The organism is Janthinobacterium breve (genome assembly GCF_051380895.1).
GTDB lineage: Bacteria > Pseudomonadota > Gammaproteobacteria > Burkholderiales > Burkholderiaceae_D > Janthinobacterium.
This window is the reverse complement of the sequence record NZ_JBNYXY010000011.1, coordinates 129,473-142,715: the sequence shown is the minus strand read 5'-3', so window position 1 is coordinate 142,715 and position 13,243 is coordinate 129,473. Positions and strand designations below refer to the sequence as shown.

Annotated in this window: 9 protein-coding genes; 5 read left to right on the top strand and 4 right to left on the bottom strand. The window is 58.6% G+C overall.

The features are described 5' to 3' along the window. Positions 1 to 23: 23 nt before the first annotated feature. On the bottom strand, positions 24 to 329 hold the full coding sequence (locus ACQ4W0_RS22820; protein WP_436578822.1) for a hypothetical protein: 306 nt from the start codon (positions 327 to 329) through the stop codon (positions 24 to 26). 192 nt (positions 330 to 521) lie between these two features. On the opposite strand from ACQ4W0_RS22820, the gene ACQ4W0_RS22815 reads away from it, so the two are divergent. Then, positions 522 to 1,502, top strand: a complete 981-nt coding sequence (locus ACQ4W0_RS22815; protein WP_034752642.1) for a LysR family transcriptional regulator — start codon at positions 522 to 524, stop codon at positions 1,500 to 1,502. Between the two features lie 48 nt (positions 1,503 to 1,550). Here ACQ4W0_RS22815 and ACQ4W0_RS22810 read toward each other — a convergent pair whose 3' ends face one another. Both ACQ4W0_RS22810 and ACQ4W0_RS22805 read right to left on the bottom strand, forming a co-directional pair. Then, complete coding sequence (locus tag ACQ4W0_RS22810; protein ID WP_436578821.1) at positions 1,551 to 3,110, bottom strand: methyl-accepting chemotaxis protein; 1,560 nt, start codon at positions 3,108 to 3,110, stop codon at positions 1,551 to 1,553. 201 nt (positions 3,111 to 3,311) lie between these two features. After that, positions 3,312 to 3,767 (bottom strand): Lrp/AsnC ligand binding domain-containing protein, encoded by a 456-nt coding sequence (locus ACQ4W0_RS22805; RefSeq protein WP_010393827.1) that lies wholly within the window; start codon positions 3,765 to 3,767, stop codon positions 3,312 to 3,314. A gap of 206 nt (positions 3,768 to 3,973) precedes the next feature. Between ACQ4W0_RS22805 and putA the strand changes: the two genes are divergently transcribed. Beyond that, positions 3,974 to 7,627, top strand: a complete 3,654-nt coding sequence (gene putA, locus ACQ4W0_RS22800) for a trifunctional transcriptional regulator/proline dehydrogenase/L-glutamate gamma-semialdehyde dehydrogenase (protein ID WP_436578820.1) — start codon at positions 3,974 to 3,976, stop codon at positions 7,625 to 7,627. Between the two features lie 76 nt (positions 7,628 to 7,703). Here the strand turns inward: putA and ACQ4W0_RS22795 are convergent, their stop codons facing one another. Beyond that, positions 7,704 to 8,462: a 5'-methylthioadenosine/adenosylhomocysteine nucleosidase gene (locus ACQ4W0_RS22795; protein ID WP_436578819.1), complete on the bottom strand. Its 759-nt coding sequence runs from the start codon at positions 8,460 to 8,462 to the stop codon at positions 7,704 to 7,706. A gap of 1,479 nt (positions 8,463 to 9,941) precedes the next feature. Between ACQ4W0_RS22795 and ACQ4W0_RS22790 the strand changes: the two genes are divergently transcribed. The 3 genes from ACQ4W0_RS22790 to ACQ4W0_RS22780 all read left to right on the top strand — a co-directional run bounded on the left by ACQ4W0_RS22790 (position 9,942) and on the right by ACQ4W0_RS22780 (position 13,199). Then, positions 9,942 to 11,567, top strand: a complete 1,626-nt coding sequence (locus ACQ4W0_RS22790; RefSeq protein WP_436578818.1) for a GMC family oxidoreductase — start codon at positions 9,942 to 9,944, stop codon at positions 11,565 to 11,567. Positions 11,568 to 11,700: 133 nt separating this feature from the next. Beyond that, positions 11,701 to 12,471: an ABC transporter ATP-binding protein gene (locus ACQ4W0_RS22785; RefSeq protein ID WP_426073619.1), complete on the top strand. Its 771-nt coding sequence runs from the start codon at positions 11,701 to 11,703 to the stop codon at positions 12,469 to 12,471. Further along, the gene (locus ACQ4W0_RS22780) at positions 12,471 to 13,199 is read left to right on the top strand and encodes an ABC transporter ATP-binding protein (RefSeq protein WP_436578817.1); all 729 of its coding nucleotides are present in this window, start codon (positions 12,471 to 12,473) and stop codon (positions 13,197 to 13,199) included. Before ACQ4W0_RS22785 ends, ACQ4W0_RS22780 begins: the two co-directional genes overlap by 1 nt. Positions 13,200 to 13,243 lie beyond the last annotated feature (44 nt).

Genomic DNA, 13,243 nt, shown 5'->3' with positions numbered 1-13,243 from the left:
TGTCATCTGCAACAGTGTATTGCTCAGGCGCGCGTCGACAGGGCGCGCAACTCGGCGGCATTGCTGGGCGACACGCCATCCATCTTGCCCAGGGTGCGTTGCAAAGCTTGCGCTTCGCGCATCTGCTGGCGCGCCAAACGCTCTTCGCGGCTCAGCTTGGGACGCACCAACAGCACCATGGCGCGGGCGATGCCCACCAGCAAAGGCTTGAACAGCAGGGCGAATGCGCCCACGGCCACGATCACCAGCACGAGTTGCAGGGCGTTCAGCAGGGAAATCTCCAGCACGGGTGCGGATACTGCGTACAGGGCGGAGGCGAAGGTAGACATACTGTTCCAGTGCATTATAGAATTTGCCAGTACTATAGTGCAGTGCAACATATAAATCTAATTCCATTTCTTGATACCAATTATATGAATCGTGAATGGAAAACTGTAATATTTTTTGACGAGTGAAAATATTCGTGCCCGGCGCGGTTTACACTCTGTAGTAATCAATTCAACTTTTATCTTGGGCTTTCCATGAGTTTTCTGACGCTGGATCTGAACTTGCTGCGTGTTTTCGACGCCGTCATGACGGAACAAAACCTGACGCGCGCAGCCGGCCACCTGGCGATGACGCAGCCGGCGGTATCGAACGCCATCAAACGCCTGCGCGAGAGCCTCGGTGACGAATTGCTGATCCGCACGGCGTATGGCGTGAAACCCACGCCCCGTGCCGAAGCGCTATGGCCATCCGTGCGCTCGGCCCTGGCCAGCCTGGAAGCGGCCGTCACGCCGGAAACCTTCGACGTGTCGAAGACGCATGCCACCTTCCGCATGGCCATGGCCGATGCGACCGCCGCCTTCTGGCTGCCTTCCTTGATGCGCTCGATCGAACGCGAAGCACCGGGCGTCAACGTGCGCATGATGCCGCTGACCACGCGCGAACCGCGACCGATGTTGCTGCGCGGCGATATCGACCTGGCCGTGGGCTTCTTCCCCGGCGTGGCGGCGCAATTGTCAAGCGAAACGGGCTCGCCCATCCGCCATGAGCGCCTGTATTCCGGCAAGTATGTGTGCGTGATGCGGCGCGGCCATCCGCTGGCCGACAAGGAATTGACCTTGGATAACTATTGCGCGGCGAACCATTTGTTGGTGAGCTTTTCGGGCCGCGCGCATGGCTTGATCGACGAGGCACTGTCGCAGATCCACCGCGAACGGCGCATCTTGTTGACGGTCAACCAGTTCTTCACGGCCGGGCGCGTGGTGGCCAATTCCGACCTGATCACCGTCTTGCCGCGCCACCTGATCGCCTCGACGGGCATGACGGAGTCCCTGCTGTACAAGGATTTGCCGCTGACTCTGCCGGCCGTCCACCTGGACATGCTGTGGCACGAACGCGACGCGCGCAGCCCCGCCCACAAATGGCTGCGCAATCATCTGGAAAGCATGAACACGCCCACCCTGCGCACGGCCACGGCGGCCGGCGGCGGCGTGGCGCCCAAGCCGCATATAGAGTAACCGTAGCCGACTCAAGAAAAAACGCCTGATGAGACATCAGGCGTTTTTTTATGCGTGGTTACTGGAGCGATAACCGATACGGAAACCGCCCCAGTGCTTGCCATCGACGTGGATGGGCACGGATAAATCGTGCATGACTTCGCCCGTGTCGCGCTTGTACGTCTGTAACAGGAACGGCTTGGTATTGCTGCCGCAGCGTTTGCCAGTGCGGTCGCTGAAGATGCGCTTGGTGCGGTTATTCACGATATCGGTAGCGTAATCGCCCGTCAACGGCTGCGAGAATTTCTTGTTGTGCGTTGGAAAGTATCCATTGTTGTCGACCGCGCCCGCATACGCCAGGTGGGGCAGGGCGGCCAGCACGCCTTCCTGCAGCTCCGGCAGCACCTTGTCCGTAAACGCATCGAATTTCGTGTTGTGCTTGGGCGGATTGGTGTTCGGGATGGGACGGTAGTGGCGGTCGAACAGGGCTTCACGCGTGATGCGCCCCGAAGCGACGGCTTGTTCGAACAATTTGCCCACCTCGCGCGCCGCGTGCTGGGCCGCTGCACGGATTTCGTCGTGCGGCGTGGCCACGCTCGATTCGCCCAGGGCGCTGGCGATCACTTCGGCCCGCTCGGCCAGTGCCATGGCCGACTGCGTGGCGCGCGGCAATTCGGCATTCGTCGACAGCATGCTGTCGCGGATTTGCAGGATGGCGTCGGCGATCAGCTGCGTGGTATCGACGTGTTCGCGCGAGGCGCGGGCGATTTGCCCGATCGCGTCTTCCGACACGCCCGACGATTCCTCGATATGGCTGAGCGAGGCATGCACGCTTTCCACATTGCGCGCCGCTTCCGTGACACCCGCCGCCAACGAACTCATGCCGCGTGCCGCTTTTTCCGACTGTTCATTGATTTCGCGCACCATCACGCTGATTTCATCGGAGGCTTCCTTGGTGCGCTGCGCCAATTGCCGCACTTCACCGGCCACCACGGCAAAACCGCGTCCGTGTTCGCCGGCGCGCGCCGCCTCGATAGCGGCGTTCAGCGCCAGCAAGTTGGTGCGCGCGGAAATATCGGAAATGGCTTCCGTAAAGCCGGTGATGCGTTTGGATTTGTCCTGCAAGCTCAACATGGTGCTGGAGGCACCTTGCGCTTCCTCGCGTGCGTTATTGATGCGGCGCAAGCCCTGATCCACTTCGGCGCGCGCCGCCACGCTTTCCACGCGCACGCCGGCGGCCACCTTGGCGGCCCGTTCCGCATTGGCGGCGATCTTTTCCGTCATCACGGCATTTTGTGCGGAACTGTCGGCGATGTCGCTGGCCGTGCGCACATCGAGTTCCACCTTCTGTTTGACGGAATCGACAAAATACGAGGTTTCCGCCGCGCCGATCATGATGGCGTCGATGGCGTTGCCCACCGTGTCGGCGAACTGGTGCAAGCCCGGCTCACCGCGTGGGCGGCCGGCGAACGCCAGCAGCGCGGCGCCAATGGCGGCGGCCACGCAGGCAATCAGATACGGATGTTCGCCGCCCGATAGCAGCAGCAGATAGGCCAGGCAACAGGCCACGGCCATGGCCAGGATCGTGAATACAAGGAAACGCACCAGCTGGTGCTGCAACTGCTTCATTTGTCCCCCGCTGCGCGAACCCGTCACGTCCCCGCGGGGACGTGCTGTAACCGTATGCGGGTGGGCACGATTGCCCACCTTGCACCCTGAACGTAACGTCTGCGCGGCGTTTCAGGCGGCTACCGGATAGCAATGTGTAGTTCTACCCTACAACAATTGTTCCGATAGCTCAATCAGAAAAGTGGGCTGGCTACACCGAGGTCACTTAATTGGCAATTTGGTGGTGTTTTTGACCTCTTCCATGACGGCATAAGTGTGGGTTTCCCGCACACCTTTTTGCAACAAGGTCTTGCCCAGGAATTCGCGGTAGGCCGCCATGTCCTTGACGCGCGCCTTGACCAGGTAATCGAAGCCGCCAGCCACCATATGACATTCCAGTACCTCTGGAATGATTTGTACGCTATGCTTGAAGGCGTCGAACACTTCCGGCGTCGTGCGATCGAGCACCACTTCGATGAACACCAGCAGCGACACATCGAGCAGCTGCGGGTTCAACTGGGCCGTATAGCCCATGATGTAACCGGATTCGTGCAACTTGCGCACGCGCTCCAGGCAGGCGGCAGGCGACAGGTTCACGCGCGCGGCCAGCTCCACATTGCTGATGCGTCCATCGCTCTGCAATTCCATCAAGATTTTCTTACTGATCTTGTCCAGCATTACCATCACCCCCAAATTAATATTATTTGGTTAAATTGTCGCATCAAAAACTATCTATTGCTAGTCCCCTGTATTACCAGAATTAATCCATAAGAATCCCCTTTACAATCGAATCATCTTAACGTCCGACTTTCTGTATTTTTTTGCACCAAAAAAGAGCAAGAATTACGTCAGTTTTCGTCCCCATTTCCTTGTAAAGAGTATTTATGCACCCTGCAGGCCCCTCGGCTTTTACCCCGATTCCTTTTGCCGCGTTCCAGGCAGAAATCCTGCCCGAAGCGACACCCCAACGCGCCGCCATCACCGCCGCCTATAGGCGCGACGAGGTTTCCGCCGTGCAGTGGCTGTTGCAACAAGTCCGCGCCAGCAGCACCGAAACGACGGCCGAGGGACAAGCGCTGGCGCACCGCCTGGTCTCGAACGTGCGCCACAAACGCACACGCGCGTCCGGCGTCGATGCACTGATGCACGAGTTCTCGCTATCGTCGGAAGAGGGTGTTGCATTAATGTGTCTGGCTGAAGCGCTGTTGCGTATACCCGACAGTCAAACGGCTGATCGCCTGATCGCCGACAAAATCAGCAAGGGCGACTGGAAGAAGCATCTGGGCGAATCGCCATCGCTGTTCGTCAATGCCGCCACCTGGGGCTTGCTGATTACGGGAAAACTGGTCAGTACCAGCAGCGAATCGGGTCTCGGTTCGGCCATGAGCAAGCTCATCGCCAAGGGCGGCGAACCGCTGATACGCAAGGGCGTCGACCTGGCCATGCGCATGCTGGGCAACCAGTTCGTGACGGGCCAGACCATCGAGGAAGCCTTGAAAAACAGCCGCGAGAATGAAACGCGCGGCTACCGTTACTCGTACGACATGCTGGGAGAGGCGGCCCTGACGCAACAGGACGCCGCCAACTATTACGCCTCGTACGAAACGGCGATCCATGCCATCGGCAAGGCGTCGAACGGGCGCGGCATCCGCAACGGCCCCGGTATTTCCGTGAAACTGTCGGCCCTGCACGCGCGCTACAGCCGCGCCCAGCGCGCCCGCGTCATGGAAGAATTGTTGCCGAAAGTCAAAGCACTACTGTTGCTGGCAAAACAGTACAACATCGGCTTCAACATCGATGCGGAAGAAACGGACCGTTTGGAACTGTCGCTCGACCTGATGGAAGCATTGGCTTTTGATACAGATTTGGCCGGTTTCGAGGGCATCGGCTACGTGGTGCAGGCGTATCAAAAGCGCTGCCCCTTCGCCATCGATTTCCTGATCGACCTGGCGCGCCGCAGCGGCCGCAAGTTCATGGTCCGCCTGGTCAAGGGCGCGTATTGGGATGCGGAAGTCAAACGCGCGCAAGTCGATGGCCAGGAAGGCTATCCCGTCTACACGCGCAAGGTCTACACGGACGTTTCCTACCTCGTGTGCGCACAAAAACTGCTGGCTGCCAACAGCCTGATCTATCCACAATTTGCCACGCACAACGCGCAAACCCTGTCGACCATCTATACCTGGGCAAAACGCGATGGCATTACCGACTACGAGTTCCAGTGCCTGCACGGCATGGGCGAAACCCTGTACGACCAGGTCGTCGGCGCCGACAACCTGGACAAGCCATGCCGCATCTACGCGCCCGTCGGCTCGCATGAAACCCTGCTGGCCTATCTGGTGCGCCGCCTGCTGGAAAACGGCGCCAACTCCTCGTTCGTCAACCAGATCGTCGACGAAAACGTGGCCATCGATAGCCTGATCCGCGATCCCCTCGAGCAGGCGCGTCTGCAGGGCGGCTTGCCGCACCCGTCGATTCCGTTGCCGCTGGACATGTTTGGCAGCGAGCGCAGGAACTCGGCCGGCCTTGACCTGTCGAATGAAGACACCTTGCGCACCTTGGCCACCGGCCTGGCGCAGCAGCAGCAATGGCAGGCAGCGCCGCTGATCGATGGCGCCGTCAGCCTGAATGGCCCCACGCACATGTTGCACAATCCGGCCCAGCACGACGATGTCGTGGGGAAAGTCATGGAAGCCGGTCCGGCCGATGTGGAAACGGCCCTGGCCAGCGCCAGCGCCTACGCCATGGACTGGCAAACCACGGAACCGTCGATCCGCGCACAAGCGCTGCTGCGCGCGGCCGACCTGTTCGAAGAGCATCACATCGAGCTGATGGCCCTGGCCGTGCGCGAAGCGGGCAAGTCCCTGCCGAATGCGATCGCGGAAATCCGCGAAGCCGTCGACTTCCTGCGCTACTACGCGGCGCAGGTGGAACACGCGCCGAACGCCCTGGCGCTCGGTCCCGTCACCTGCATCAGCCCGTGGAACTTCCCGCTGGCGATCTTTACGGGCCAGTTGGCAGCCGCCCTGGCTGCCGGTAACGTGGTGCTGGCCAAGCCGGCCGAGCAGACCCCGCTGATCGCCCACCGCGCCGTGCAATTGCTGCATGCGGCAGGCGTGCCGCGCGGTGCGCTGCAATTTTTTCCCGGCAGCGGCGAAATCGTTGGCGCCGGCCTGTGCAATGACGCGCGCGTGAAAGGCGTGATTTTCACGGGCTCGACGGAAGTGGCGCAATTGATCAACCGCAACCTGGCCGCGCGTGCCGTGGCCGAAGGCATCGATATTCCCCTGATCGCCGAAACGGGTGGCCAGAATGCCCTGATCGTCGATTCGTCGGCCTTGCCGGAGCAAGTGGTGCAAGACGTGATGTCGTCCGCCTTTGACAGCGCCGGCCAGCGCTGCTCAGCCTTGCGCGTGCTGTTCCTGCAAACGGAAATCGCCGACAAGACCATCCACATGCTGAAAGGCGCGATGCAGGAATTGCGCGTTGGCAATCCTGATCGCCTGGCGACCGATATCGGTCCCGTCATCGATGCGGAAGCGCAAGGCAATCTGCTGGCGCACATCAACAAGATGAAAACCGTGGCCATCGACCACTATTCGCTCGACTTACCCACCGTCAAAGGCACGTTTGTCGCTCCGACCGTACTGGAAATCAAGTCGCTGGCGCAATTGACGCACGAAGTCTTCGGCCCCGTGCTGCACGTGATCCGCTACAAGCGGTCCGAACTGCCACAACTGGTGCAATCGATCAACGACAGCGGTTACGGCTTGACCCTGGGCATCCATACGCGCATCGATGAAACCATCGATTTCATCACCAGGCGCGCGCACGTGGGCAATATTTATGTAAACCGCAACATCGTCGGCGCCGTCGTCGGCGTGCAGCCGTTCGGCGGCGAAGGCAAATCGGGCACGGGACCGAAAGCCGGCGGCCCCCTGTACCTGAAGCGTCTGCAGCGCAATGCGCCGGCCGGCGCACAGCACCAGCGCCAGGCGCCGCCCGCGCTCGATGCGCTGACCGTGTGGGCGAAGATGCATGGCCACGACAAGGTCGAGCAGTTGGCGCAGGAATACGCGCGCACGACCTTGCTGGGCAGCACCACCGTGCTGCCAGGCCCTACTGGCGAGCGCAATACCCTGAGCTTTGCCGCACGCGGCACGATTCTGTGCGCGGCGGCCACCTCCGGCACGCTGATGAATCAGCTGGCAGCAGTCTTGGCCACCGGTAACCAGGCCCTGGTGCTGGCGCAAGCGCCGGATCTGATTCCGGGCGACCTGCCGGCGGCGCTGAAGGACCGCATCCAGGTCGTCGGCAACCTGGATGCGGTCCAGCATGATTTCCAGATCGCCATGATCGAGCCGAGTCTCGATGGCCAGCTCAAACCGCTGCTGGCGGCTCGGGAAGGGGCCTTGGTGAGCACCATCGCCACCACGCAGGAGGGTGTCATCCCCCTGTGGCGCCTGGTCGCTGAGCGGGCGCTGTGCGTGAATACGACGGCGGCAGGCGGTAACGCGAGTTTAATGATGTTAAGTGTCTAAAATTTAAGCAGATAGTGAACGTAAAAAGGGCAGAACCGCTGGTTCTGCCCTTTTTTTATGCACGCTCCGTAAAAACTCAGCCAGCCAGGCGCTGGCACAGCTTGTGAATCACGGCAAACGCATAAGGCGAGGCAACGGTCTGCACAAAACGCATGAAGTCGACGGCCGCCTCTTCGTTGGCGTTGTCGGAAATGGTGCGCATGACGGTAAACGGCACGCCCAGTTCAAAACACACTTGCGCCACGGCCGCGCCTTCCATTTCGACGGCCAGCAAGTCGGGGATATCCGCCTTCAGCTGGTTTACATGCGCGGCGCTGCTGATGAACTGGTCGCCGCTGGCGATCAAGCCGCGATGGACTTGTGCGTGCTGCAAGCCAAATGCCACGATATCGGCCGGCTTTAGCACGCTGGAAACATCGTCACGCAGAAAATCTTCCGCGGCAGCTGCCAGTTGCGTGCTCAGTTCCAGATCCGTGGCAAAACGCTGCAAGCCCGTCAGCGGCACTTCGAAGCGGGGAAACAAGGGCCGGGCATCCATATCGTGCTGCAGCAATGCTTCGGCCACCACGATATCGCCCACTTTCACGTGTTTATCCCCACTGCCGGCCACGCCGGTGAAGACGATGTGGGTAACTCCATACTTTTCCACAAGGATAGAAGCTGTCATGGCAGCGGCAACCTTGCCCAGACGCGACAGGACGCACACAGCGTCGATATTCCACAGGGTTCCCAGGGTGTAGTCGCGCATGCCGTGCGAACGCCTCTGGGGGCCTTGCATGGCTTCTACCAGCCCCTGCTGTTCTTCGTGCAAGGCACTGATGATGCCTAAACGCATTTTTTTATGTGAATTCATGCTGTTTTTACAGGTTTTTGGATTGCAAGACGGTTTACCACGGTGAAAACAGCTATTTCGGAGACTTTTCCACCGTTCGGGTTTGTCTCTGTGTTTTAAATAAAGATGTATACATAAAAATAGTAGTAATAGTAAACGGCCATTTTTTTGTGGATAAGTCGGTATACCATCGAAAAATCATCGACTTAGCGCTCAAAAAAGTAGGCGCACAAGCATTGTATCGAGACCGGACTTGTTTGGGATAAAAATTAAGCTGTGGACAAAGATCGACTTTTCCCACATCTCATCCTGTGGATATGCAGGCACTTATCCACACCGGCAAGCAAAAATCACGGATTTTCTTGCTGTAGTGGCACGTTTGACGTGCTGCGTATGCGCTGATCCTTGTTTGGCAATCAACGTCGAGTGATCACGAGCGCGGTTCTTTCGTTGACGCATGCGCCCAGTTGATTCCTGGAAGACGGTTTTGCAGTGGATCTGGCTGTCGTCGTTGGCTTTTTTTTTGACGCTTCTTGCATGCTTTTTGGAAATATCCCCGGACTTCCGCTTTTTTTATCGGTTTACAATAGATCTATATATAAAAATAGTAGTAATAGTAAACACGGTTTTTTCTGTGGATAAGTCACTTTTTTTCAACAGGATCAAGTGTTTACGCGCAAAATAAAGCGTGCATAATCGCTGTATCACGCGAGGAGCAAAATTGTATAAAATGCGGGCCTGCGCATAACTTCGTGTTTACTCACAAGTCATCCTGTGGATATCAAGTGACTTATCCACAATCGAAGCAAATTTCCCTTTTTTTGACATCGAACAGCCTGCTTGGCCAGAGCTTGGCCAAGCTCTGTTGACGTTTCTATTTTGCAAAACGGTTTGGCAGTGCTGTGTGCGTGATGCCGGCCGCGCCGGTTTTCGTCGCTCAGTTGTTGGCGCGATTTTTTTTTGTCAGCAGCTTGCCGGCTTTTTTTTGAAGTGAGGCTTGCGAACCTTCTCGACGGCGAAGGGTAGGCAAAACGCGCGTCATCGGGTTTACCTTAATAAGTTCGTATACAAGAATAGTAATAGTAGTTAACGGGGGCATCTTCTGTGGATAAGTCCTGATTTATCCTTGTAAACAATCGCTTGGCGTGCGGATAAGCGCTGAGTAAGCGTTGTATCTGCCCGGGATGGTTTCTGGACAAAAAAAAGCCGCCGAAAAAATTTTTCGTTTACGCACATATCGTCCCTGTGGATATCCATATGCTTATCCACAACCTGCAGCCCCTGTTTTCGCTGTGTTTTTCCTTGCCCGTCACGCTAGCCCATACGGCTTGCCACGATTAATGTCGCCCTGGCCCAGCACTGGTGGTAATCTCAAGGCGGCTCAACAGCCATGCATGCATGAAAAAAGACAGACTCTGGTAACGGGACGTGGTGGGGAGACACACTGCGCGACAGCTTGATGGCATACCGAAAGGAGCTTCATTGGAATCGGCAGGCGAATACGACTACATCATCGTGGGCGGTGGCACGGCAGGTTGTGTGCTGGCCAACCGGCTCACACGCGACAAGGACGCCAGCGTGTTACTCGTGGAAGCGGGCGGCAAGGACGATTACGTGTGGATTCACATCCCCGTCGGCTATCTGCATTGCATCGGCAATCCCCGCACGGACTGGCTGTATTCCACGCAGGCGGACGCGGGTCTGGGCGGACGCAGCCTGATGTATCCGCGCGGAAAAGTACTCGGCGGCAGCTCTTCCATCAACGGCATGATTTATATGCGCGGCCAGGCTGGCGATTACGACCACTGGGCCGACCTGACGGATGACGCTTCCTGGCGCTGGGACAAGGTCTTGCCGCTATTCAAACAAAGCGAGGATTACTACGGCGGCGCCTCGGAAAACCATGGTGTGGGCGGCGAATGGCGCGTGGAAAAACAGCGGCTGTCGTGGGATATTTTGAATGCGTTTCGCGACGCAGCGCAGCAGGTCGGCATTCCGAAAACCAGCGATTTCAACGGTGGCGATAATAGTGGCAGCGCGTATTTCGACGTCAACCAGCGCCGCGGCATCCGCTGGAATACCTCGAAAGCCTTCCTGAAACCGGCCGCGCGCCGCCCGAATCTGACCATCATGACGGGCTGCCACGTGGAACGTCTGTTGCTTGAGACTTCGGAGTCGGGACCGCGCTGCACGGGCATCGTGTTTACGGGCGGCGGCACACAGTGGCAGGCGACAGCCAGGCGTGAAACCTTGCTGACGGCGGGCGCCATCGGTTCGCCGCAATTGCTGCAATTGTCCGGCATCGGCCCGGCCGCCTTGTTGCAGCAGCATGGCATTGTTCCCGTTGTGGACGCCGTTGGCGTGGGCGGCAATTTGCAAGACCATCTGCAACTGCGCATGGTCTTTAAAGTCCAGGGCGTGAAAACCCTGAATGTGATGGCGGGCAATTTACTGGGAAAAATGCAGATCGGCTTGCAATATGCGCTGTTCCAGAGCGGGCCCATGTCGATGGCGCCGTCGCAGCTGGGTGCGTTTGCCAAGTCCGACCCGCAGCAAGCCACGCCGAACCTGCAATACCACGTGCAGCCGCTGTCGCTCGATAAATTCGGCGAACCGCTGCATGCGTTTCCCGCGTTTACGGCCAGCGTGTGCAATTTGCGCCCCACCTCGCGCGGCCATGTGCAGATAGCCAGCGCCGACAGCTATGCGGCGCCGAACATCGTGCCCAATTACCTGAGTACCGAGCAGGACCGCAGCGTGGCGGCCGACGCCTTGCGCCTGACGCGGGCCATTGCCGCCGCGCCGGCCCTGAAACAGTTTGCGCCGCAGGAATATAAGCCCGGCGTGCAATTCCAGAGCCAGGAAGAACTGGCACAGGCGGCCAGCCAGATCGGCACCACCATCTTTCACCCCGTGGGCACCTGCCGCATGGGCCTGGCCAGCGAGGCATCGAGCGTCGTCGACAGCGCGCTGCGCGTGATCGGCGTGGCCGGCTTGCGCGTCGTCGATGCCTCCATCATGCCGTACATTATTTCTGGTAATACGAACTCGCCGACGGTGATGATCGCGGAAAAAGCGGCGCAAATGATACACGCAGCCTGGAAATGACCGCGTAAAAGCGCGGGTTTGCGCCATTCGGGCTGGCGATAAATTCCCGTAGTTATACTGTATTGTGCGATAAATTTAAGTTGTGTATTATAAAAATGACTAAGTAGTACAAAAAGTACAACTAGGAGACACGATGTCAAACGTAATCTTGGAAACAAGAAATTTGACCAAGGAATTCAAGGGTTTCACCGCAGTGAGCGAGGTGAACCTGCAGGTAGAGCGGGGCCATATCCACGCCTTGATCGGTCCTAACGGCGCCGGCAAGACCACGTGTTTCAACTTGCTCACCAAATTCCTGGTCCCCACTTCCGGACAGATCCTGTTCAATGGGAAAGATATCACGGCCGCCAAGCCGGCGCAGATCGCGCGCATGGGCGTGATCCGTTCCTTCCAGATTTCCGCCGTCTTCCCGCATTTGTCGGTGCTGCAAAATGTGCGCATCGGCTTGCAGCGCCAGCTGGGCACCTCGTTCCACTTCTGGCAAAGCGAACGTTCCCTGAACCAGCTCAATGACCGCGCCATGGCCTTGCTGGCCGAGGTCGACCTGACGGAGTTTGCCGACACCATCACGGTCGACATGCCCTACGGGCGCAAGCGGGCGCTGGAAATTGCCACCACCCTGGCGATGGAACCGGAAATGATGCTGCTCGATGAGCCGACGCAGGGCATGGGCCACGAAGACGTGCACCGCGTCACCGAGCTGATCAAGAAAGTCTCGGCCGGCCGCACGATTTTGATGGTGGAACACAATATGAGCGTGGTCTCTGGCATCTGCGACAAGATTTCCGTCCTGCAGCGCGGCGCCATGCTGGCCGAAGGCAGTTACGCGGAAGTGTCGCGCAATCCGCATGTGATGGAAGCATACATGGGCACCACCCACGCCGAACTGGAAGGGGCGCATTGATGGCGACACAAGTGAATGGCAGCGCGCCCGCGCTGGAAATTGCGCAACTGCACACCTGGTATGGCGAATCGCACATCCTGCACGACGTGAATCTGAAAGTGGAGCAGGGCGAAGTGGTGACGTTGCTGGGCCGCAATGGCGCCGGCCGCACGACCACCTTGCGCGCCATCATGGGGCTGACGGGGGCGCGCACGGGCTCCATCAAAGTCAACGGCGTCGAGGCCATAGGTTTGGCCACGCACAAAATCGCCCACCTTGGCATCGGTTATTGTCCCGAAGAGCGCGGCATTTTTTCATCGCTGTCGACCGAGGAAAATCTGCTGTTGCCGCCGACCCTGGCCAGCGGCGAGAAGGGCATGTCGGTGGAGGAAATCTACGCCATGTTCCCGAATTTGCAGGAACGCCGCCATAGCCAGGGCACGCGCCTGTCGGGCGGGGAACAGCAGATGCTGGCCGTGGCGCGCATCCTGCGCACGGGCGCGCGCCTGCTGCTGCTCGATGAAATATCCGAAGGCCTGGCGCCCGTCATCGTGCAAGGGCTGGCGCGCATGATCACCACCCTGAAAGCGAAGGGCTACACCATTGTCATGGTGGAACAGAATTTCCGGTTTGCCGCGCCGCTGGCGGACCGGTTTTATGTGATGGAGCACGGTCAGATCGTCGAGACTTTTGCTGCATCCGAACTGGAGGCCAAGATGCCGGTATTGACCGAGCTGCTTGGCGTGTAATCCCCATGTAGTACGCGTATATCTTGTACGCGTCATCGTCCAGC

Excerpts from the sequence above, each read along its gene's own strand:
- ACQ4W0_RS22820 (WP_436578822.1), bottom strand. The coding sequence starts at position 329 with ATGTCTACCTTCGCCTCCGCCCTGTACGCAGTATCCGCACCCGTGCTG.
- ACQ4W0_RS22815 (WP_034752642.1), top strand. The coding sequence starts at position 522 with ATGAGTTTTCTGACGCTGGATCTGAACTTGCTGCGTGTTTTCGACGCC.
- ACQ4W0_RS22810 (WP_436578821.1), bottom strand. The coding sequence starts at position 3,110 with ATGAAGCAGTTGCAGCACCAGCTGGTGCGTTTCCTTGTATTCACGATC.
- ACQ4W0_RS22805 (WP_010393827.1), bottom strand. The coding sequence starts at position 3,767 with ATGCTGGACAAGATCAGTAAGAAAATCTTGATGGAATTGCAGAGCGAT.
- putA (WP_436578820.1), top strand. The coding sequence starts at position 3,974 with ATGCACCCTGCAGGCCCCTCGGCTTTTACCCCGATTCCTTTTGCCGCG.
- ACQ4W0_RS22795 (WP_436578819.1), bottom strand. The coding sequence starts at position 8,462 with ATGCGTTTAGGCATCATCAGTGCCTTGCACGAAGAACAGCAGGGGCTG.
- ACQ4W0_RS22785 (WP_426073619.1), top strand. The coding sequence starts at position 11,701 with ATGTCAAACGTAATCTTGGAAACAAGAAATTTGACCAAGGAATTCAAG.
- ACQ4W0_RS22780 (WP_436578817.1), top strand. The coding sequence starts at position 12,471 with ATGGCGACACAAGTGAATGGCAGCGCGCCCGCGCTGGAAATTGCGCAA.